This window comes from Erwinia sp. TECH1, assembly GCF_054057575.1.
Map to the genome: position 1 here is coordinate 1,653,782 of NZ_JBSRZK010000001.1, position 18,794 is coordinate 1,672,575.

Annotated in this window: 17 protein-coding genes; 8 read left to right on the forward strand and 9 right to left on the reverse strand. The window is 55.3% G+C overall.

What is annotated here, in order from left to right:
- Positions 1 to 22 precede the first annotated feature (22 nt).
- Positions 23 to 547: a 5' nucleotidase, NT5C type gene (locus tag ACVWZ0_RS07785; protein WP_253454785.1), complete on the reverse strand. Its 525-nt coding sequence runs from the start codon at positions 545 to 547 to the stop codon at positions 23 to 25.
- A gap of 271 nt (positions 548 to 818) precedes the next feature.
- Entirely contained in the window at positions 819 to 1,451 is a 633-nt protein-coding gene (locus ACVWZ0_RS07790) for a flavin reductase family protein (protein WP_253454784.1), read from the reverse strand.
- Positions 1,452 to 1,576: 125 nt separating this feature from the next.
- Here ACVWZ0_RS07790 and rlmF point away from each other — a divergent pair, with 125 nt between their 5' ends.
- Positions 1,577 to 2,509, forward strand: coding sequence for a 23S rRNA (adenine(1618)-N(6))-methyltransferase RlmF (rlmF, locus tag ACVWZ0_RS07795; protein ID WP_253454783.1), 933 nt, complete (start codon positions 1,577 to 1,579; stop codon positions 2,507 to 2,509).
- A gap of 21 nt (positions 2,510 to 2,530) precedes the next feature.
- Here the strand turns inward: rlmF and ybiO are convergent, their stop codons facing one another.
- From ybiO to rhtA, 7 genes are all read right to left on the reverse strand, one after another.
- Entirely contained in the window at positions 2,531 to 4,762 is a 2,232-nt protein-coding gene (ybiO, locus tag ACVWZ0_RS07800) for a mechanosensitive channel protein (protein WP_253461060.1), read from the reverse strand.
- A 160-nt stretch (positions 4,763 to 4,922) separates the two neighbouring features.
- The gene (gene glnQ, locus ACVWZ0_RS07805) at positions 4,923 to 5,645 is read right to left on the reverse strand and encodes a glutamine ABC transporter ATP-binding protein GlnQ (RefSeq protein WP_125288793.1); all 723 of its coding nucleotides are present in this window, start codon (positions 5,643 to 5,645) and stop codon (positions 4,923 to 4,925) included.
- A complete protein-coding gene (gene glnP, locus ACVWZ0_RS07810; RefSeq protein WP_125288792.1) occupies positions 5,642 to 6,301 on the reverse strand; it encodes a glutamine ABC transporter permease GlnP in 660 nt (219 codons plus the stop codon). The genes glnQ and glnP overlap by 4 nt, the downstream gene beginning before the upstream one ends.
- Before the next feature lie 81 nt (positions 6,302 to 6,382).
- Positions 6,383 to 7,129 carry a glutamine ABC transporter substrate-binding protein GlnH gene (glnH, locus tag ACVWZ0_RS07815; RefSeq protein WP_253454782.1) on the reverse strand — a complete coding sequence of 249 codons (747 nt, stop codon included), beginning with the start codon at positions 7,127 to 7,129 and terminating at the stop codon, positions 6,383 to 6,385.
- Between the two features lie 266 nt (positions 7,130 to 7,395).
- Positions 7,396 to 7,659, reverse strand: a complete 264-nt coding sequence (locus ACVWZ0_RS07820; protein ID WP_253454781.1) for a DksA/TraR family C4-type zinc finger protein — start codon at positions 7,657 to 7,659, stop codon at positions 7,396 to 7,398.
- 96 nt (positions 7,660 to 7,755) lie between these two features.
- A complete protein-coding gene (gene dps / locus ACVWZ0_RS07825; RefSeq protein ID WP_125288897.1) occupies positions 7,756 to 8,259 on the reverse strand; it encodes a DNA starvation/stationary phase protection protein Dps in 504 nt (167 codons plus the stop codon).
- 372 nt (positions 8,260 to 8,631) lie between these two features.
- On the reverse strand, positions 8,632 to 9,528 hold the full coding sequence (rhtA, locus tag ACVWZ0_RS07830) for a threonine/homoserine exporter RhtA (protein ID WP_253454780.1): 897 nt from the start codon (positions 9,526 to 9,528) through the stop codon (positions 8,632 to 8,634).
- Between the two features lie 377 nt (positions 9,529 to 9,905).
- Between rhtA and ompX the strand changes: the two genes are divergently transcribed.
- From ompX to ACVWZ0_RS07865, 7 genes are all read left to right on the forward strand, one after another.
- Positions 9,906 to 10,418: an outer membrane protein OmpX gene (gene ompX / locus ACVWZ0_RS07835; protein ID WP_253454779.1), complete on the forward strand. Its 513-nt coding sequence runs from the start codon at positions 9,906 to 9,908 to the stop codon at positions 10,416 to 10,418.
- A gap of 335 nt (positions 10,419 to 10,753) precedes the next feature.
- Complete coding sequence (gene mntR, locus ACVWZ0_RS07840) at positions 10,754 to 11,206, forward strand: manganese-binding transcriptional regulator MntR (protein WP_253454778.1); 453 nt, start codon at positions 10,754 to 10,756, stop codon at positions 11,204 to 11,206.
- A gap of 21 nt (positions 11,207 to 11,227) precedes the next feature.
- Entirely contained in the window at positions 11,228 to 12,343 is a 1,116-nt protein-coding gene (locus ACVWZ0_RS07845; RefSeq protein ID WP_253454777.1) for an SLC13 family permease, read from the forward strand.
- A 108-nt stretch (positions 12,344 to 12,451) separates the two neighbouring features.
- Positions 12,452 to 13,627: an HlyD family secretion protein gene (locus tag ACVWZ0_RS07850; protein WP_253454776.1), complete on the forward strand. Its 1,176-nt coding sequence runs from the start codon at positions 12,452 to 12,454 to the stop codon at positions 13,625 to 13,627.
- On the forward strand, positions 13,624 to 15,192 hold the full coding sequence (locus ACVWZ0_RS07855) for a DHA2 family efflux MFS transporter permease subunit (RefSeq protein ID WP_253454775.1): 1,569 nt from the start codon (positions 13,624 to 13,626) through the stop codon (positions 15,190 to 15,192). The genes ACVWZ0_RS07850 and ACVWZ0_RS07855 overlap by 4 nt, the downstream gene beginning before the upstream one ends.
- A 1-nt stretch (position 15,193) precedes the next feature.
- Positions 15,194 to 16,756 carry an efflux transporter outer membrane subunit gene (locus ACVWZ0_RS07860; protein WP_253454774.1) on the forward strand — a complete coding sequence of 521 codons (1,563 nt, stop codon included), beginning with the start codon at positions 15,194 to 15,196 and terminating at the stop codon, positions 16,754 to 16,756.
- 448 nt (positions 16,757 to 17,204) lie between these two features.
- On the forward strand, positions 17,205 to 18,692 hold the full coding sequence (locus ACVWZ0_RS07865) for a sugar porter family MFS transporter (RefSeq protein WP_253454773.1): 1,488 nt from the start codon (positions 17,205 to 17,207) through the stop codon (positions 18,690 to 18,692).
- Positions 18,693 to 18,794 lie beyond the last annotated feature (102 nt).

An 18,794-nucleotide genomic window follows, 5' to 3' on the forward strand; every position in this document is an offset into this window, starting at 1 on the left:
TATTTTTCAAAAGTGAGGGAGCTCAGAGCAACAGGTTCTCTATTTCCTGCCAGTTTTTAACCCGCCTGTAGCCGGTTACCTGCAGGTTGTGCGGGGCGCTATAAAGGATGCCTTCTCCGCAAAACCCTGTGAAATTATGGGCGTTATCATCAATCATATAATCCGCATTGATAATGCTTTTGTTGCCGCAGAACACAATATTACTGGGTTTGATGGCCGGGAAATGGGTATTTAACCAGCGGAATTTTGCATTAAACGAAGAGGGCATCTGCATGGCGGCCGTGGTGATAAAGATCTCGTAACGATGGCTTAGCGCCTCAATCACGCGCTGGCTGTCGGCAATTACGCCCAGATCGCCAAAAAATTCCGCGTCTTCGCTGACCCGGCTAAAGATCTCCTGCAGCATCTCGGGCTTTTCCTCTGCCAGGCTGAACAGATTGAATTCGCTGTGCGCCAGTTCCAGCGAGAAATGGCGGTTAAACGTGGCGACCATTTTAGGATGGAAATCGGCAATGACCTCATCCATATCAATAGCAATTCTCTTCATTATCACTCCATGATGGCTTTCGGGATGCATAACATCATACCAAAAAAAGGTGCGCAGCAGGGTTTCCCGCTCGCGTTGAAAAGCAGAGCTGCGCGTCTAAAAACAGCGCGGGGCGTGGCCGTTCACTCAGGCTTTTCGTGGCTGCGGCCGCTTACGGCGCGGCCGCCAGAATATCTGCGCCAGGCTGCCCGGCGAGCTTGCCTGATAGCAATGCTGTATAAGCTAAAAGAAAGCGATCTAAGCCGCCCTGTACAAGGCGGCACAGAACGGCTCAGGACTGGCGCGCGTCCGGCCGTACCAAATCAAAACGTAAATCGTCGCTAATGGCGTAATAGGCGCTGGGGCCGCCCGCCCGCAATATAGGGTTGGCTTTCGCCGTCTGATAGATGCCGTTCTCCAGCAGCTTGTGATCGATATGGATCGCCACCGCCTCGCCCAGCACCAGCCACTGCTCCAGCTTGCCGCCGTCGGCGTCTTGCAGCTGGATAACCTGCGTCAGCTTGCATTCAAAATTCACCGGGCTTTCGGCTACCATGCTGACCGCTACCTGCGTGCCGGGAATGGGCGTCACGCCGGAAAAAGCGAATTCATCCTCGCCGCGCGGCAGCGAAGCCGAACTTTCATTCATCGCCACGGCCAGCTCGCGGGTAGCCAGGTTCCAGACAAACTCGCCTGTTTCCACGATGTTCGCCACGCTGTCTTTCCAGCCCTGGCTGGAGAAACCAATAATAGGCGGCTTATAGTTAAAGCAGTTAAAAAAGCTGTAGGGCGCCAGATTGCGCTCGCCGCTGGCGCTTTGGGAACTGATCCAGCCGATGGGACGCGGGCCAATAATGGCGTTCAAAGGATCATGAGGCAGACCGTGGCCAAGACGCGGTTGATAAGTATGGCGGGAAGAGGACATCTGAACTCCTGATAAAGGGATAGTTATTACATAGTAGCCGCTTCGCCGTGGGAAAAAAGGCGGGAATTGTTTACGATTTTTACCGCAGCAGGTATCTTACGCGCCTGCAGATAAGAGAGCCGTTCATGAAAAAGATTGTCGAAAAAACCCAGCTTCATCCCCGTAACCGCCATCGTGGCCGCTATGATTTTCCTGCCCTGATTGCCAGTCATCCGCCGCTGGCGGAGTTTGTGGCGGTTAATCAGTACGGTGATGAATCGGTGAATTTCGCCGATCCGGCCGCGGTAAAAATGTTAAATCAGGCATTGCTGAAGCATTTCTATCAGGTTGAACAGTGGGCGATCCCGGATGGTTTTCTTTGTCCGCCGGTGCCGGGCCGGGCTGACTATATTCATCATCTGGCCGACCTGCTGGCGGAAGATAACCGCGCCGTCGCGCCGCGCAATATTAACGTGCTCGATATCGGCTGCGGTGCCAACTGCATTTATCCGCTGATTGGCTATCGGGAATATGAGTGGCGCTTTACCGGCAGCGAAATCAATGAAGAGGCGATGCGCGCCGCTAACGCCATTATCGCCGCCAATCCGGGCCTGAATCGCGGTATTCGCCTGCGTCGTCAGAAAAATACGCAGGCGATTTTTCACGGCGTTATTCATAAAAACGAGCAGTATCATGCCGTGCTGTGCAACCCGCCGTTTCACGCGTCCGCCAGCGAAGCGCAGCAGGGCACCCAGCGCAAGGTGCGTAATCTCGGTCTGGATAAAAACGCGCCGTTAAATTTCGGCGGCCAGCAGGAGGAGCTGTGGTGTGAAGGCGGCGAAAAAGCCTTTATCAGCCGCATGATTAATGAAAGCGTGGATTTTGCGAAACAGTGCGTGTGGTTTACTTCGCTGGTGTCCCGCCGCGAAAACCTGCCCGAGCTGTGGCGTGCACTGGAGCAGGTCGATGCGGTGGCCGTACGCACCGTGGAAATGGCTCAGGGCCAAAAGCAGAGCCGTTTTATCGCCTGGACCTTTATGGAAAAGACGGCTCGCGAACGCCAGATGAGCCGTCTTTAATACCGCCAGTACGGCCGTCCGTTACTCCGGCGCAGGCAACGCAGGCACAGCGGCGGCGGCGTCCAGCCCGCTGCCGTTTGGCATGACCTGCACCGTTGGATGCGGCGCTTTGATCCCCGCCGCATCAAAATGCTTCTTCACCCTATTGTCGAGCGCGAAACGCACCGTCCACTGCTTCAGCGGTTGGGTAGTAAAGGAGACGCGCACGGTAAAGGCCTGGTTGGTCAGCCCGACCAGTCCGGCGAAATTAGGCTCGCCAATAACCATGCCGCGAATGGTTTCGTCCTGCATCAGTTCGTCCACCGCCTCGTGCAGCGCGGCATTCACCTTATCGCTGTCCTCACTGCGATCCACATCGTAATTCGCCACGAAAGAGCCAATGCCGCGCACGAAATTAGCGAAGGTAGTGATCGAAGACCAGGGGATAATATGGTAAGCGCCGGTATCCTGGCGAACGCCTACCGAGCGGATTGACATGCGCTCCACCGTGCCGGTAATGGCGCCGATAGTGACCAAATCGCCCGTGTTCATTCCGTTCTCAAACTGAATAAAAATACCGGTAATAATATCCTTAACCAGGGTTTGCGAACCAAAGGATACCGCCAGGCCCAGCGCGCCTGCGCCCGCCAGCAGCGGCGCGATATTCACGCCGATTTCCGACAACAGGATCATGATAGTGATGGTACTGATGACCACGGCCAGCGCGTTGCGAAACAGCGTCAGCAGTGTGCGGGTTCTGGCGCTGGGCATCGGCCTGCCGTGAGAATCGGAAGCGAGACGGCTCTCGATCAGACTGGCAAGCAGTGTCCAGCCCACCGCCGAGAAAAACAGGATCATGACAATACGGATGATCACATCTACCAGCTTCACGCCTGCGCCGACCGTCAGCCAATGCCAGAGGTCGAAAAGATTCCAGGCGTTCAGCAGCAGCAGGCAGACGGCAAACACCGTCAGCGTACGCGCCAGCTTTAACATCATGGAAACCCAGCCGTTCACTCTTTTTTGTAGCTCGGGATAGTTGCGACGCAGCTCTGGCGAGAGAATAATGGTTTTTGAGATCCAGCGGCTGAGAACGCCGGAAATCAGCGCGCCCAGCCCTATTATTGCCAGCGAACGCACGGTAGCGGACATCATAAACCTGAGGCTGTCGCCGGGGTTAAAGATCGAGAGCAGAAACAGGGCGATAAAATAGGCGCTGGCAAGCCAGTGCCAGATGACGGCGAAAGCGCGGATAAACAGTGAAAAAAAGCTCATCGAGCGGTCGGCCAGCTGAACCAGCGCCAGCTGTACGGGGCGGCGGTTGCGGAAAATCAGATAAAGCGCCCACCCGGTGATCAGACACATCAAAACCAGGTTAACCAGCGCCGCCGCCTGCACGTTAACCTGATTAGAAACAATAGGCACGATAACCAGCAGTCCGTAGCCGATAACGCTGCTCAGCCAGCTTAACCGCGTATTCCAGTAGTTAGCGCGCTCGTCAGAAAGATGGAAAAAACGCAGCTGCGGATAGCGCGGGCAGAAAATCAGCCGCAGGATCGCCTTGAAGAATTCAATCAGTGCAAAAGCGCTTAAGAACAGGCCCTGCTGGCGGGCAATCGTCCTGCTACCGGCATTGAGCGTATCGCTGAGCATCTGGCCGACAAACAGCGCGATGCCCAGCAGCAGCAAATCAATGATAAACGCGCCCAGGATCATCGCCGGAAGGTGCAGCCAGCTGGTGCGCTCGCTATTTTTACGGCGGCCCCATGACCCCATGCGGCGATAAAGCGGCGTCGCCGCCCGGCAGAGCAGCCAGTAGAAAGCGAACAGGGCGATGGCCAGCATCGCAAAGTGGCTCAGCGCGTTATAAAAAGTTATTGGGTTAAAGGTTTTATGAGGAGCGTTAACGATATTGCGGTGGAGTTTTTCTACTTTACCCAGCACCTCGCTGCCAAACTGACGGCTGACGTCGGTGACGCTTTCCAGCACCGTTTTATCCTCTTCTTCATCCGGCGGCGTCAGCACGGGATCTTCAGTTTTAGCAGTGCTTTCGGAAGCGCTCCGCAGCTGGTTAATCAGCTCGGTTCGCGATTGATCATTTTGCAAAATGTTGGCCAGCGCGGCGTAGGCGGCTTTTTTCTCTTCCAGGCTCGGTTCGCCGGAAGCATCGGCCGCGGGTTGCGACCGGGACGCCGCAACGGCGGCGACAGGCAGGCTGACGGCCTCAGCCTGACAGCAAAAAACAGCAGCGACTAACGGTAGCCATCTGAACATACAGCGCCAGAAGGGCGGGGTTCCCGACATCATATTCTCCTTTAACGGCGCAAAGAAGCGTCGAGCAGCAAGTATAGCCGGACAAAGAAAAGGAGAGAGGTGGGGGAGGGTTTTTTAAGAGCGGGCCGGGAAAGCGGGGCGGCCTGACCGCCCCAAAAGATTAGGAGACGTGCTGTAAGAATTCCTGCAGGCGTGCGCCCGGCGGGTTATCAATCAGCTCTGCCGGATCGCCGTCTTCCGCAATGCGGCCTTTATCGATAAAGATCAGGCGTGAAGCGACTTTCTTCGCAAAGCCCACTTCGTGCGTCACAATAACCATGGTCATGCCTTCTTCCGCCAGGTCCTGCATTACCTTCAGCACTTCATGACGCAGCTCCGGATCCAGCGCGGAGGTTGGCTCATCGAACAGCATCATCTTCGGCTTGACCGCCAGCGCGCGGGCAATGGCCACACGCTGCTGTTGGCCGCCGGAAAGCTCCGACGGGAAATGGTGCGCGCGTTCGGCCAGGCCGACCTTGCCCAGCAGCTCTTTTGCCAGACGCTGCGCATCGGCTTTGCTGGCGCCGCGTACGCGGATTGGGCCAAAAGCGACGTTATCCAGCGCGCTCATCTGCGGGAACAGATGGAACTGCTGGAACACCATGCCCGCTTCCTGGCGGATCAGGCGATCGTCTACTTTAGGATCGTTGACCTTCAGCCCGTCCACAATCAGCTCGCCGGTGGTGATCTCTTCCAGCTTGTTAATGCAGCGCAGCAGCGTGGATTTGCCGGAGCCGGACGGCCCGATAATCACCACGACCTCGCCCTGTTTAATAGTCAGATCGATATTATGCAGAACCTGCGTTTCGCCAAAATGTTTGGAGACGTTTTTAAATTCAATCACAGGATCTTCATCCTTTTTTCAATGCGACGCAGAACAAAGCTCAGCACCAGCGTAATAAACAGATAGATAACGGCTACGGCGCTCCAGATTTCCAGCGCGCGGAAGTTACCGGCAATGATTTCCTGGCCCTGGCGAGTCAGCTCCGCCACGCCGATAACGATAAACAGGGAGGTATCCTTGATGCTGACGATCCACTGGTTACCCAGCGGCGGCAGCATACGGCGCAGCGCCAGCGGCATGATAACGTAGCGCAGCGTTTCGCGACTGGAAAGACCCAGCGCCAGACCGGCTTCACGAAAGCCCTTATTGATTGACAGCACGGCGCCACGGGTAATTTCAGCGATGTAAGCGCCGGAGTTAATCATGATGGTGACCACTGCCGCGCTAAAAGGGTCGATGCGCAAATCGTTAAAGGCCATCGGCAGCGCAAAATAGATAAACATCACCTGCACGACAATCGGCGTGCCGCGGATCAGTTCAATAAAGACCAGGGCGATATTACGCGACAGCCAGCCGCCGTAAGCGCGGGCAAAACCCGCTATAAGGCCGATAATCAGGCCGCCAATCAGGCCGAGGACGGATATCCACAGCGTCAGGCGGGCGCCCTCGAGCAGGGCCGGAATAGATGGCCAGATGGCGCTCCAGTCAAACTGCATTCTTATTTCTCCGGATCAAAACCATATTTCGTTGGTGTGGAAAACGCAGGCGCACAGCGCGCCTGCGAAAAGTAAAAGCGATTATTTAGGCTCGGAACCGAACCATTTTTTATAAATTGTGTTGTAGGTACCGTTTGCACGCAGCGTTTTCAGCGCGCCGTTTACTTTTTCACGCAGCTCGTCGCTGCCTTTCGGGAAGGCGATACCGTAATCCTGCGCTTCGATCGATTCGCCTACGGCTTTGAACTGGCCTTTGCCTGCGGTGTTAATGAAGTAAAGGATGTTTGGCGTATCGTGCAGCACGGCGTCCGCACGGCCCGTGCCCAGCTCCATATAGGCATTATCGATATTAGGGAACTGGCGCAGATCTTTGGTTTTGATGTGCTGCTTAGCGTAATCCACGGAGCCGGTGCCGCTTTTCACCGCAACGACTTTGCCATCAAGATCTTTCAGACCCTGAATTTTGTCGTTATTGGCTTTGACCATCACCAGCAGACCGCTTTTATAGTAGCTGTCGGAGAAATCAATCGCCTGCTTGCGGGCGTCAGTGATAGTGATACCGGCCAGCGCCAGATCGACATTACGCGTCTGCAGACCCGGAATGATACCGCTAAAATCCATTGGTTTAAGGGTATAGTCCAGCTTCAGTTCCTTCGCGATAGCCGCCCACAGCTCCACATCGAAGCCCACATATTGGTTACCCTGTTTGAACTCAAAAGGAACAAAGGCGGTATCGGTGGCGACAACCAGCTTTTTTTCTGCGGCGGTAGAAGAGACGGCAAACGCCAGCGTCAGCGCAGCCAGGGAAAACTTAACAAGTGACTTCATCTTTTTATCCTTATTGCAGTCGGACAAGCGCCTTGTCCGATTGAATGCCAGCAGCCATATGAAAAAACTATGCCAGGTTTTCAAAATATATTGAAAACAGCACGTTGAGTCAATTTAACAGGGATAATTACGCCTTAAGTAGCGCGATGCACCATAATGAGGCACCAAAACAGTGCGCTGGTTTCATTATGGTGCAATCCAGTTTTAACCTGGCGGAGGATAAAAAACAAAGTAAAAAAGGAAAGGGTGCGAGAGCGCTCGCGTGATTAACGCAGCTGGCTGTCTTTACTGCCGCGGCGATTAAAAAGCGTCGACTGCTGCTGTTTGTCTCGCTGTGCCTGGCATTGAATACAATATTGCACGCCGGGCAGGGCCAGACGGCGAGCTTCAGGAATGGCATCCCCGCACTCTTCGCAATATTTTGCGCTGGCGCCATGATGAATGGCGCGCCGGGCGCGATTAACGGCATCTTCTACCGTTGAGTCGATCTGTTCCTGTACGGCATCATCACGTGCCCAACCACTGGCCATCGCTTTCCTCCATATAAGAAGAGCAGATGAAAGGCCTCATCTGCTCGCAAAACCACGCTATGAAAAGTGGGGCTACTGAGCGCAGCCCGCATCGACTTACTCGATGTTAGATTCGATAAACCACAGGAATTTATCCAGGTCGCGGGAAGCGGCGGTAAAGATATCTGCGGTGTCTTCGTCTTCAACTTCACTAATCGCTTTACGAGTATCGTTAGCGACAACGGCATAGCGTTCTGCCAGCGCTTTAAGGTGATCCTGAACGGTATGAATGTTCAGCGGATAGCTTTTAAGCGGAGTGCGATCGTTCACTACCTGAGTGGTGCCCAACGCCACGCCGCCCAGCTGTACTACGCGCTCCGCAATGGTGTCCTGATGATCGGTAATCGTAGTGCGGAAACCGTCCAGCATTTCGTGTACGCCAATAAAGTTAGCGCCGCGCATATTCCAGTGCGCCTGTTTGGTAATCAGGGACAAATCAATGAATTCCGTTACCAGACGATTCAACACCTCAATGGTGGCTTTCTTTTCCTCATCGGCCACGTTGTTGCGGGTGTAATGCAGATCGGTCGCAGTCGTTTTTACCAGTTTAGCGGTACTCATCATTAATATCCTCTTAATGGTCAGTTGTCCTGAATGTACCGAATAAGTATAGCAGCGCTTTTCATCATTGCCATCACGATACTGCCTATCGCACAAATAGTAGCGGCCTTAGGGTTTAACTGACTGGTATTAAAGAGGAATAATTTATCGAATGCGATTAATAAATATTCTCATTTAGATTGATAAAGATAAATGACTGATAAAAAATAGATTTTTAATTTATCGTTTCGTTACAAATTGCGTAAAAAACCCTGTTAAAAAGCCACGATTTATTAAATTTGCTCAGAATTATCCGAGCCATATATGACATATTCCTTTTTTAACAGACGCCTCTTTAAATTTGTCTGCCGGGATAAACTTTTCTGAATATAGCTATTCACGCAGCTCGCTAATCGGAACGACTTTTTGCTTAGCGGGACGCAGACTCAGCGTAGCGCCTGCCGAGGCGATAATAATCGACAGCAGGCCCAGCCATTGCGGCAGCGTCAGCAGCTCGCCCAGGAAAATCATGCCGGAAAGCGCGCCCATGGCCGGCTCCAGGCTCATCAGTGTGCCAAACGTCCTGGCCGGCAGCCGGGTCAGCGCGACCATCTCCAGCGTATAGGGGAACGCGCTGGAAAGAATGGCGACAATAAGCGCAACCGGTAAAACTGCCAGGTTCCAGACGCCGCTTTCGGCAAACGTAAAGCCAACAGGGACAAAGACCAGCGAAGCGATCAGCGATCCCATGGCGACGGTAGCAGGGCCGTGCTCCGCTCCTGCGCGTTGGCCGCTCAGAATATAGATGGCCCAGCAGGCACCAGCCAGCAGCGCAAAAAATGCGCCTTTGGGATCGATGCCCGACATGCTCTTGCCAAGAGGCAGCAAAAGCCACAGCCCAAGCAACGCCAGCGCCACCCAGAGAAAATCGCGAGGCTTTCTCGACCCCACCAGCGCCAGCGTCAGCGGACCGACAAATTCCAACGCAACGGCAATGCCCAGCGGGACGGTACGCAGCGCCAGATAAAACGTATAGTTCATGCCGCCCAGCGCCAGGCCATACAAAACCAGAGGTACTACGCGATCGCGGCTGAACCGCAGCCGCCAGGGTTTGAAGATAAGGCAAAGAATAAGCGTGCCCAGCCCAAGACGCAGGGCGGTGATCCCCGGTGCGCCGACTACCGGAAACAGGGCTTTTGCCAGCGCGGCCCCGCCCTGAATTGAGGTCATGGCGAGCAAGAGCAGTAAGACAGGAAACCAGATTGAAGAACCGCGTGAAGAGGGAGACATCCTTTTGACCAACCTTATTTGTCCATCGAACGGGAGAAAAGTTCCCCGAAGTGTACCAACAGATTGTGCAAACCAGGCAAAAATGGCCTGGGAAAACGTTAAAGAAATTCGAAAAATTCGTCGTCAAGCGCACGCAGACGGGTAAAGAAGTGTCAGTTTAATTAAGATTTATCTCAATGAACAAATTTTTACATTGCTGGTCAGGCGAAGCGGCAAAGAGAGAAACATAAGTAAAAAGAATGAGATAGAAAGAATCATTAACGTCCTGTTACACCAAACATTGTCTTGGACAACAAAAACGGGGCAGAGTTTCTGGCTGAGGTTTGTTATATTTTCAGCGTTGTCAGGAGATAAGTACTTTCACATTTGAGGTGGTTATGAAAAAAATTGCATGTCTTTCAGCACTGGCTTGTGTACTGGCAGTTTCTGCTGGTTCAGCGATGGCACAGAGCACAGTTTCCGGTGGTTACGCACAAAGCGATATGCAGGGCGTGGCTAACAAAGCTAACGGTTTCAACCTGAAATACCGCTACGAAAACGGCAGCGATCCACTGGGCTGGATCGGTTCTTTCACCTACACCGAGAAAGATCGTACCGACGCTGGCGTCTATAACAAAGGCCAGTACTACGGCATCACCGGTGGTCCTGCTTACCGTCTGAACGACTGGGCCAGCATCTATGGCGTGGTTGGTATCGGTTACGGTAAATTCCAGCAGAACGCACCAGCGCGTGACAAGTCTGACTCAAGCGACGTAGGTGTTTCCTACGGTGCGGGCCTGCAGTTCAACCCAGGCATCGAAAACGTTGCTCTGGACGTTGGTTACGAGCAGAGCCGCATCCGCAGCGTAGACGTTGGCACCTGGATTGCTGGTGTTGGCTACAGCTTCTAAGATTGCCTGAAACCAGCTTCGGTTGGTTGATAAAAAATCCGCCCACGTGGCGGATTTTTTTTATGGCTGAATCAGCCGCCGGGATTTTTTTCTGCTGTCAGCATCTCCAGCAGCATCAGCCGTAGCGTAAAAGGCGAACGACAGAGCAGCTGTAGTAAAAGTGGTTTTTTCATGGTCTCCTCCGTTCGCTTTATGTACAGGTATAGCACAGGCTATAATTCGTAGCCAGCGCTATTGCGCGAGATTTTGTGCTTCCGTGCGCTTCGTTTACAATGTGGCACCATCAGGCTGATGCGAGCGCCCGCACGCGCCAGAAATAATAATGAGGAAGCTGAATGAGTCGTCGCGCTAAAACCGCAGTGCCTGCGCCACTGAAAGAGATAGAAGAGCATGTCGAAGGCTTCCGTCAGGTCCGTGAAGCCCATCGGCGTGAATTAATTGATGACTATGTTGAGCTGATTTCCGATCTGATCCGTGAATTTGGCGAAGCCCGCCAGGTTGATATGGCGGCGCGGCTCGGCGTTTCCCAGCCTACCGTTGCCAAAATGTTGAAACGCCTGGCTACGGTTGGACTGGTCGAGCAGGTTCCCTATCGCGGCGTGTTCCTGACTGCTGAAGGAGAGGCGCTGGCGGAAGAAAGTCGCAAACGCCACCATATTGTGGAAACGTTTTTGCTGGCGCTGGGCATCAGCCCTGATACCGCCCGCCGCGATGCGGAAGGGCTGGAACATCACGTTAGTGACGAAACCCTGGCTATTTTTCAGCAATTCTACGAAAGCCGTCAGTAATTTCCTCTCAGGTGAGTCCGTATGGCAACGCTGCTCAGGCCTTTTTTGCACGATCGCTTTCTGCATCTGTTAATTTTACTGGGCCTGCTGCTGGCCTGCTTTGCGCCTTTCTCGCTGCGGCAGCTGACTGCGGCGGTGGACTGGTCGACCATACTGACGCTGGGCGGGCTGTTGATGCTGACCAAAGGCATCGAAGCCAGCGGTTATTTCGACGTGTTGGGACGTCGCCTGGTGCAGCGCTTTCAGTCAGAGCGTTCGCTGGCGCTGTTTCTGACCGCTGCCGCCGCGCTGCTGTCCACTTTCCTGACCAACGATGTCGCACTCTTTATCCTGGTGCCGCTGACGCTGACGCTGCGTCGCTACTCCTCGCTGCCGATCGCCCGGCTGGTCATCTTTGAGGCGCTGGCGGTTAACGCCGGATCGCTGCTCACGCCCATAGGCAATCCGCAAAATATCCTGCTGTGGCAACACGGCCACGTCGGCTTCGCCGGTTTTATCGGCCAGATGCTGCCGCTGGGCGGGGCGCTGCTGGCCAGCCTGCTGCTGCTTACCGCCGTCAGTTTTTCGGCGAAACGGATCGAGCGCTCGTCACATTCGCCGGAAACGCAATGGCAGCGCTCGTTGCTGATTGCCAGCGTCGTGCTCTATTTGCTGTTTATTATCGCGCTGGAGATGGGCTATGCGGGCTGGGGCGTTCTGCTGGTATTTGGCGTTTTCCTGCTGATGGCACGCCGCACGCTGCTGGCGATCGACTGGAGCCTGCTGGCGGTATTTATCGCCATGTTCGTGGATGTTTTTCTGTTAACCCGACTTCCCGCTTTACAGCATCTGCTCCAGCAAATTCCGCAGCTGCCGGAGGGCGGGAAATATCTGCTGGCGATCGGCCTGTCGCAGATTATCAGCAACGTGCCGGCTACTATTTTACTGCTGGCGAATCTGCCAGCCAGCACGCTGCTGGCCTGGGCGGTGAATATCGGCGGTTTCGGGCTGCTGCCCGGTTCGCTGGCAAACCTTATCGCGCTGCGGATGGCGAAAGATCGCTCTGTCTGGCTGCGTTTCCACTTCTACTCGCTGCCCATGCTGCTGTGGGCGATGGCGCTGGGCTGGGTGCTGCTTTTAGGCATTGATGCGCTGTAGCCTGAATCTTTTCTGACTTTGTAAAGAAACACTGGCATTTGTCAATTTAGGCCCTATGTTTATAACAGCGTGAATCTTGCGGGCTCGGCTTGAGCCCGCCGTAACCTGATGAGAACTATGGCTAATCAATCAAATTCTTCCTCAGATGATGACCAGCGTCATCCGCAGAATAATTCGCAGTCTGACGACCAAAACGACAAACCGCAGCAGGACGACCAGCAGCAGGACGAGGGCCAGGCGGAACGTAAACGCCCCGGCAAAAAGCCGCTGATTATTCTGGCGATTGTGGTGATCGTCATGATTATTGTCGGCTTTTACTTCTGGTTTACCGGCCGCAATATAGAAACGACGGACGACGCCTTTACGGAATCGGACGCCGTGACTATTGCGCCTAAAGCCTCCGGCTATGTCACTAAGCTGCTGGTTACCGATAACCAGCGGGTGAAAAAGGGCGATCTGCTGGTAGTTATCGATCCGCAGGATACCCAGGCGCAGCGCGATCAGGCTCAGGCCCAGCTTGGCCTGGCCGTGGCGCAGCTGCATCAGGCGCAGGCTTCTCTGGCGCTGTCTAAAGTGCAGTATCCGGCGCAGAAAGATCAGGCGCTGGCGCAGCAGGCCAAGGCGGAAGCTAACTTCCTTAATGCTCAGGAAGATTACAAACGCCAGCGCGGCGTCGATCCGCGTGCAACCTCGCAGCGTAATATTGATGCGGCCAGCGCGCAGTTAAGAAGCGCGAAGGCCGAGCTGGAAAGCGCGAAAGCGCAGGTAGAAGTCGCTTCGCAAATCCAGCTGCAAATTCGCCAGCAGGAAACCAACGTGGAAGCTCGTCAGCAGCAGGTCGAACAGGCCAAAGCGCAGCTGAACACGGCTAACCTTAATCTTTCCTATACAGAAGTGCGCGCGCCTTACGATGGCTTCGTCACTAAACGTAACGTGCAGGTCGGCACGCTGGTTCAGGCTGGCACCTCGCTGTTTTCGCTGGTTTCGCCAGATGTCTGGATCACCGCCAACTTTAAAGAGTCGCAGCTGGAAAGAATGAACCCTGGCGATAAAGTGCATATTTCCGTGGATGCCTGGCCGGATATGAAGCTGGAAGGGCACGTGGAAAGCATTCAGATGGGTTCAGGCTCCCGTTTCTCTACCTTCCCGTCGGAAAACGCGACCGGCAACTATGTGAAAATTGTCCAGCGCGTGCCGGTCAAGATCGTTATCGATAAGGGACTGGATCCGAACAAGCCGCTGCCGCTGGGGCTGTCGGTGGAGCCTGAGGTGACAGTGGAATGAGTCAAAGCCAGAGCTGGCAGCCGGCCAGTAACCCCTGGCTGGTCGCGATGACGGTGACGCTGGCGGTGTTTATGGAGATCCTGGACACCACCATTGTCAACGTGGCGCTGCCGCACGTCGCCGGTTCGCTCTCATCCAGCTATGACGAGTCAACCTGGGTGCTGACCTCCTATCTGGTGGCGAACGGCATCGTGCTGCCGATCTCCGCCTTCCTCAGCCGCGTATTTGGCCGCAAGCAGTTCTTTCTGATCTGTATTGTGATGTTTACCGTCTGCTCTTTCCTGTGCGGCATCGCTACCGAGCTGTGGCAGATCATTCTGTTCAGGATCCTGCAGGGCTTTTTCGGCGGCGGCCTGCAGCCGGTACAGCAATCGGTACTGTTGGACTACTTTAAGCCGGAAGATCGCGGCAAGGCGTTTGGTCTTTCCTCTATCGCCATTATCGTCGCGCCGGTGCTTGGCCCGACGCTGGGCGGCTGGATCACCGATAACTACAGCTGGCGCTGGGTATTCTTTATTAATATCCCGGTCGGCATTCTGAGCGTGCTGGCTATCTATCAGCTGCTGGAAGATCCGCCCTGGGAGCGTAAATGGGCCAAAGGGAAACTGAATATCGACTATATCGGTATCGGTTTAATTACCCTGGGGCTGGGCTGTTTGCAGGTCTTTCTCGATCGCGGCGAAGATGACGACTGGTTCAGCTCTAATTTCATTATGACCTTCACCATACTGAGCGCTATCGGGCTGGTCGGCGCGGTTTACTGGCTGCTCTATGCCAAAAAGCCGGTGGTGGATCTGCACGTGCTGAAAGACCGCAACTTTGCCGTCGCCAGTATTCTGATGTCCGGCATGGCGGCTATTCTCTATGGCAGCTCGGTGGTGATCCCCCAGCTGGCGCAGCAGGATCTGGGCTATACCGCCACCTGGTCAGGGCTGGTGCTTTCGCCCGGTGCGGTGCTGATTGTGCTGACCATTCCGCTGGTGCTGAAGCTAATGCCGATCGTCCAGACGCGCTGGATTATCGCCTTCGGTTTTACCTGCCTGTTTGTCTCTTTTCTCTATTCCGCGAAGCTGACGCCCAATATCGATTTCACCACGCTGGTGATGATGCGCAGCGCGCAGACCATCGGGCTGGGTTTCCTGTTTGTGCCGTTAACGACCATTGCGTTCGTGACTATTCCACAAAAGCTAAATGCGGATGCGTCAGCGCTGTTCACCATGTGTCGTAACGTGGCGGGTTCGATAGGCATTTCGCTTTCTACGGCGATGATTACCGAGCGGGAACAGGCGCGTAGCGCGCACATGGTGCATAACATGACGCCGCTTAACGAGCCGTTCAATCTGACGGTAGAACGCTGGGCGCAGGGGGTCAGAGACTTTACCTCAGCGGTGGGCGATCCGATTACGATAGCGACAGGGCAGGTCTATAAAGAGATGATCGTCCAGGCGCGTATTCTGGCCTATATCGACGTTTTTATGGGCCTGAGCATTGTCGCTCTGGTTCTTATTCCATTTTGTTTACTGCTGGCGCCGATTAAGAGCGAGGGCAGTGCAGGAGCACACTGACATGAACGTTTCTCCTTTATTTACGCGTTCGCGGCTCGGCGTGCTGCTGGTTGCGGCTATTACGCTGTCGGCCTGTAGCGTCGGGCCGGACTACCGGGCGCCGAAACCGTCCACGCCCGCTGCTTTCAACTCGCTGGCATCGGATCGCGCGTCTCGTCCCCAGGCCACCGTCACCAATCCGGGCTGGTGGAAATCGTTTAACGATCCGCAGCTAAACAGCCTGATCGATCGCGCCATCGTCGGCAATCTGAGCCTGCAGCAGGCTGTTTTGCGCATCGCCGGTTCTCGTCAGCAGCTTAATCAGGCTCGTGGCGCATGGTTCCCCTCGATCAACGGCGCCGCCTCGGCACAGCGCCAGCAGCTGGGCCTGAAAGGCGAGCTGGAATCGAAAGGCGTCTACAGCCAGCTGGATGAGGTCAGCGGCGATACCGACGTCCGCTCGGCGCTGAACGGGCTGACCAAACCGGTCGGGCTGTATCAGGGCAGTTTTGACGCCTCGTGGGAGCTGGATCTGTGGGGCAAAGTCCGTCGGCAGGTTGAGGCAGCAGGCGCGCAGCAGCAGGAGTCACTGGAAAGCCGTAACGACGCGCTGGTTTCGCTTGAGGCTGAGGTGGCCCGCACCTATTTACAGCTGCGCGGCGCGCAGCTGATTAGCCAGACGCTGCAAACGCAGATTGAAGTGGCGCAGCAAACGCTGGAGCTGACGCAAAGCCAGCAGCGCAACGGCCTCGCGCCTCAGATGGACGTGGAAAACGCTCGCGCCCAGCTGCATTCTCTGCGCGCGCAGCTGCCGCAGTATGAATCGCAAATGCATCAGGCGATGAACGGGCTGGCGGTGCTGATCGGCAAGCCGCCGGGGGCGCTGGATGCCGAACTGGCCGCGCCGAAAGCGATGCCGGCCTTGCCAAAAGCGGTATCGGTGGGTCTGCCGTCCACGCTGGCGCGCCGGCGTCCGGACGTGCGTCAGGCGGAAGCGAGACTGCATGAGGCGACAGCCAGTATTGGCGTTTCCGTCGCACAGCTGTTCCCGGATTTCTCGCTGACCGGGCAGTTCGGAATGCGTAATACCGACGCCAGCTATCTGGATAACTGGAGCAGCCATTTCTACAGCTACGGCGCCTCGGTCTCGCTGCCGATTTTCCAGGGCGGCAGGCTGGTTTCTGGCGTAAAACTCGCCAGAGCGGAGCAGGCCAGCGCCGCGCTTGGCTATCGGCAGACGGTTCTGACCGCCTTGCAGGATGTGGAAAACGCGTTAGTCAGCTATCGCACCGATCAGCAGCAGGTGGAAGGGCTGGATCAAACGGTTGACGCGCTGCAAAACGCCTTCGATTTGGCTAACGACAGCTATGGCAAGGGGCTTTCTTCGTTTATCGACGCGCTAACCGCGCAGCGCCAGCTGGCTCAGGCGAAGCAGCAGGCCGCATCTGCCAGGGTGCAGAGCAGCCTGGATCTGGTCGCGCTCTATAAAGCGCTGGGCGGCGGCTGGGAGCTTTATCAAAACGTGCAGCTGCCGGACTACTCCGTTTTCGGCCCCGCAGAAAGCGGCGATACGCCGGCGGGCTGAGGCCCTTGCCCGACCGGCGGTAACGCAACGTCGCCGCCGGTCGCCTTACCTGGCTTTGCCCGTTCCTGCCAGTGCGGCCTTTTATGAAAACATCTGCCTCGCCTGTTACAGCCGTGTTTCCCTCCATGATCGAAATGCTTAACGGTCATAAACCGCCCACGGCAAAATTATCCGATGCTTTTTCATTAAAATGAAATAAAAGTTTTAGTTGGATAAGGGTGCGCTTTTCTGTTTTAACCCAGACAGGGTAGGGTGTGGCGACAGGTTGCGCCCCACTTATGATACTTGCGTCACAAAAGCAGCGATGCGGTGAGAGCTGTGCCGCAAAATTTAATTTTCATTGTTATTTTAAATGAAAGAAATGCACTAAGTTAAGAGCCTGGAGAACACACCAGGCGCCACTTTATTTCTGGCGGCCTGACCTGCGAATAACGAAGAGGTCAACATAATGCCTAAAGAACAATATCTCACGCCCAATCGGGCCTCGGGGCCTAACAGCACGTCGCGAACGGAACCCTTCGTCAAAGTGATCGCCGTTATCGCCACGCTGGGCGGCCTGCTGTTTGGTTACGACACCGGGGTTATTTCCGGTGCGCTGCTGTTTATGGGCACGGAGCTGCATCTTACGCCATTCACTACCGGCCTGGTGACCAGTTCGCTGCTGTTCGGCGCTGCGTTCGGCGCGCTGATTTCCGGTCATTTCGCCGCGGCAGCCGGGCGGAAGAAAATCATTATCGTTCTCGCCGTCATTTTCGCCATCGGCGCACTGGGAACCTCACTGGCACCTGATGTGCACTGGATGATTTTCTTCCGCCTGGTATTAGGCGTGGCGGTAGGCGGCGCGGCGGCAACCGTGCCGGTCTACATTGCCGAAATCGCGCCTGCCAACAAGCGCGGACAGCTGGTTACGCTCCAGGAGCTAATGATCGTGTCCGGTCAGATGCTGGCCTATATTTCCAATGCCGGTTTTAACGCGGCCTGGGGCGGCGAGCAGACCTGGCGCTGGATGCTGGCGGTCGCTACCGTACCCGCCGTAGCGCTCTGGTTCGGCATGATGTTTATGCCCGATACGCCGCGCTGGTACGCGATGAAAGGACGTCTGGCGGAGGCGCGCAAGGTGCTGGAGAGAACCCGTGCCAAAAGTGACGTCGAGTGGGAGATGACGGAAATTGAGGAAACGCTCAGCGAAGAGGAAAACAAAAACAAGCCCAGCCTGAAAGAGCTGCGCAAGCCCTGGCTGTTCAAACTGTTTCTTATCGGGATCGGCGTAGCGGTGATCCAACAGCTTTCCGGCGTAAACACCATTATGTATTACGCGCCTACCATGCTGAAGGCGGTGGGTATGAGCACCGACGCTGCGCTGTTTGCCACTATCGCCAACGGCGTGATTTCAGTACTGATGACCTTTGTGGGGATCTGGCTGCTGGGCCGTTTGGGACGCCGCACCCTGACCATGATCGGTCAGTTCGGCTGCACCGCCTGCCTGCTGTTTATTGGCTGCATCAGCTATTTTATGCCGGAAACAGTCAATGGCCAGCCGGACATGATGCGTAGCTATCTGGTATTGCTGGGCATGCTGATGTTCCTTAGCTTCCAGCAGGGCGCGCTGTCGCCGGTCACCTGGCTGCTGCTTTCGGAAATCTTCCCGACTCGCCTGCGCGGGATTTTTATGGGCGGCGCGGTATTTGCTATGTGGATTGCCAACTTCATTATCTCGCTGGTTTTCCCGATGCTGCTGGCCACGGTAGGGCTTTCCGGCGCGTTCTTTATCTTCGCCTTTATTGGCCTGTTTGGCGCGGTCTTTGTTATCAAATGCGTGCCGGAAACGCGCAACCGCAGCCTGGAGCAGATCGAACATTATCTGCATGACTGGCTGAGTAACGACGTTGAGACACGAGCCGTACGATCGCCGGAACGTAAAGCGGAAAGTCATTAGCGAAATCGGGAAGCTTCAGCGGGCGGCGGTGTATTCGCCGCCCCTTTTTTTTGGCATACTATGCGCTGATTTATTCCCCCATCGTAAATGAAAGGCAATCCT

What these genes read in the sequence shown, in the direction of transcription:
- ACVWZ0_RS07785 (WP_253454785.1), bottom strand. Translation starts at nt 547, where the DNA reads ATGAAGAGAATTGCTATTGATATGGATGAGGTCATTGCCGATTTCCAT.
- ACVWZ0_RS07790 (WP_253454784.1), bottom strand. Translation starts at nt 1,451, where the DNA reads ATGTCCTCTTCCCGCCATACTTATCAACCGCGTCTTGGCCACGGTCTG.
- rlmF (WP_253454783.1), top strand. Translation starts at nt 1,577, where the DNA reads ATGAAAAAGATTGTCGAAAAAACCCAGCTTCATCCCCGTAACCGCCAT.
- ybiO (WP_253461060.1), bottom strand. Translation starts at nt 4,762, where the DNA reads ATGTTCAGATGGCTACCGTTAGTCGCTGCTGTTTTTTGCTGTCAGGCT.
- glnP (WP_125288792.1), bottom strand. Translation starts at nt 6,301, where the DNA reads ATGCAGTTTGACTGGAGCGCCATCTGGCCATCTATTCCGGCCCTGCTC.
- glnH (WP_253454782.1), bottom strand. Translation starts at nt 7,129, where the DNA reads ATGAAGTCACTTGTTAAGTTTTCCCTGGCTGCGCTGACGCTGGCGTTT.
- ACVWZ0_RS07820 (WP_253454781.1), bottom strand. Translation starts at nt 7,659, where the DNA reads ATGGCCAGTGGTTGGGCACGTGATGATGCCGTACAGGAACAGATCGAC.
- dps (WP_125288897.1), bottom strand. Translation starts at nt 8,259, where the DNA reads ATGAGTACCGCTAAACTGGTAAAAACGACTGCGACCGATCTGCATTAC.
- rhtA (WP_253454780.1), bottom strand. Translation starts at nt 9,528, where the DNA reads ATGTCTCCCTCTTCACGCGGTTCTTCAATCTGGTTTCCTGTCTTACTG.
- ompX (WP_253454779.1), top strand. Translation starts at nt 9,906, where the DNA reads ATGAAAAAAATTGCATGTCTTTCAGCACTGGCTTGTGTACTGGCAGTT.
- mntR (WP_253454778.1), top strand. Translation starts at nt 10,754, where the DNA reads ATGAGTCGTCGCGCTAAAACCGCAGTGCCTGCGCCACTGAAAGAGATA.
- ACVWZ0_RS07845 (WP_253454777.1), top strand. Translation starts at nt 11,228, where the DNA reads ATGGCAACGCTGCTCAGGCCTTTTTTGCACGATCGCTTTCTGCATCTG.
- ACVWZ0_RS07850 (WP_253454776.1), top strand. Translation starts at nt 12,452, where the DNA reads ATGAGAACTATGGCTAATCAATCAAATTCTTCCTCAGATGATGACCAG.
- ACVWZ0_RS07855 (WP_253454775.1), top strand. Translation starts at nt 13,624, where the DNA reads ATGAGTCAAAGCCAGAGCTGGCAGCCGGCCAGTAACCCCTGGCTGGTC.
- ACVWZ0_RS07860 (WP_253454774.1), top strand. Translation starts at nt 15,194, where the DNA reads ATGAACGTTTCTCCTTTATTTACGCGTTCGCGGCTCGGCGTGCTGCTG.
- ACVWZ0_RS07865 (WP_253454773.1), top strand. Translation starts at nt 17,205, where the DNA reads ATGCCTAAAGAACAATATCTCACGCCCAATCGGGCCTCGGGGCCTAAC.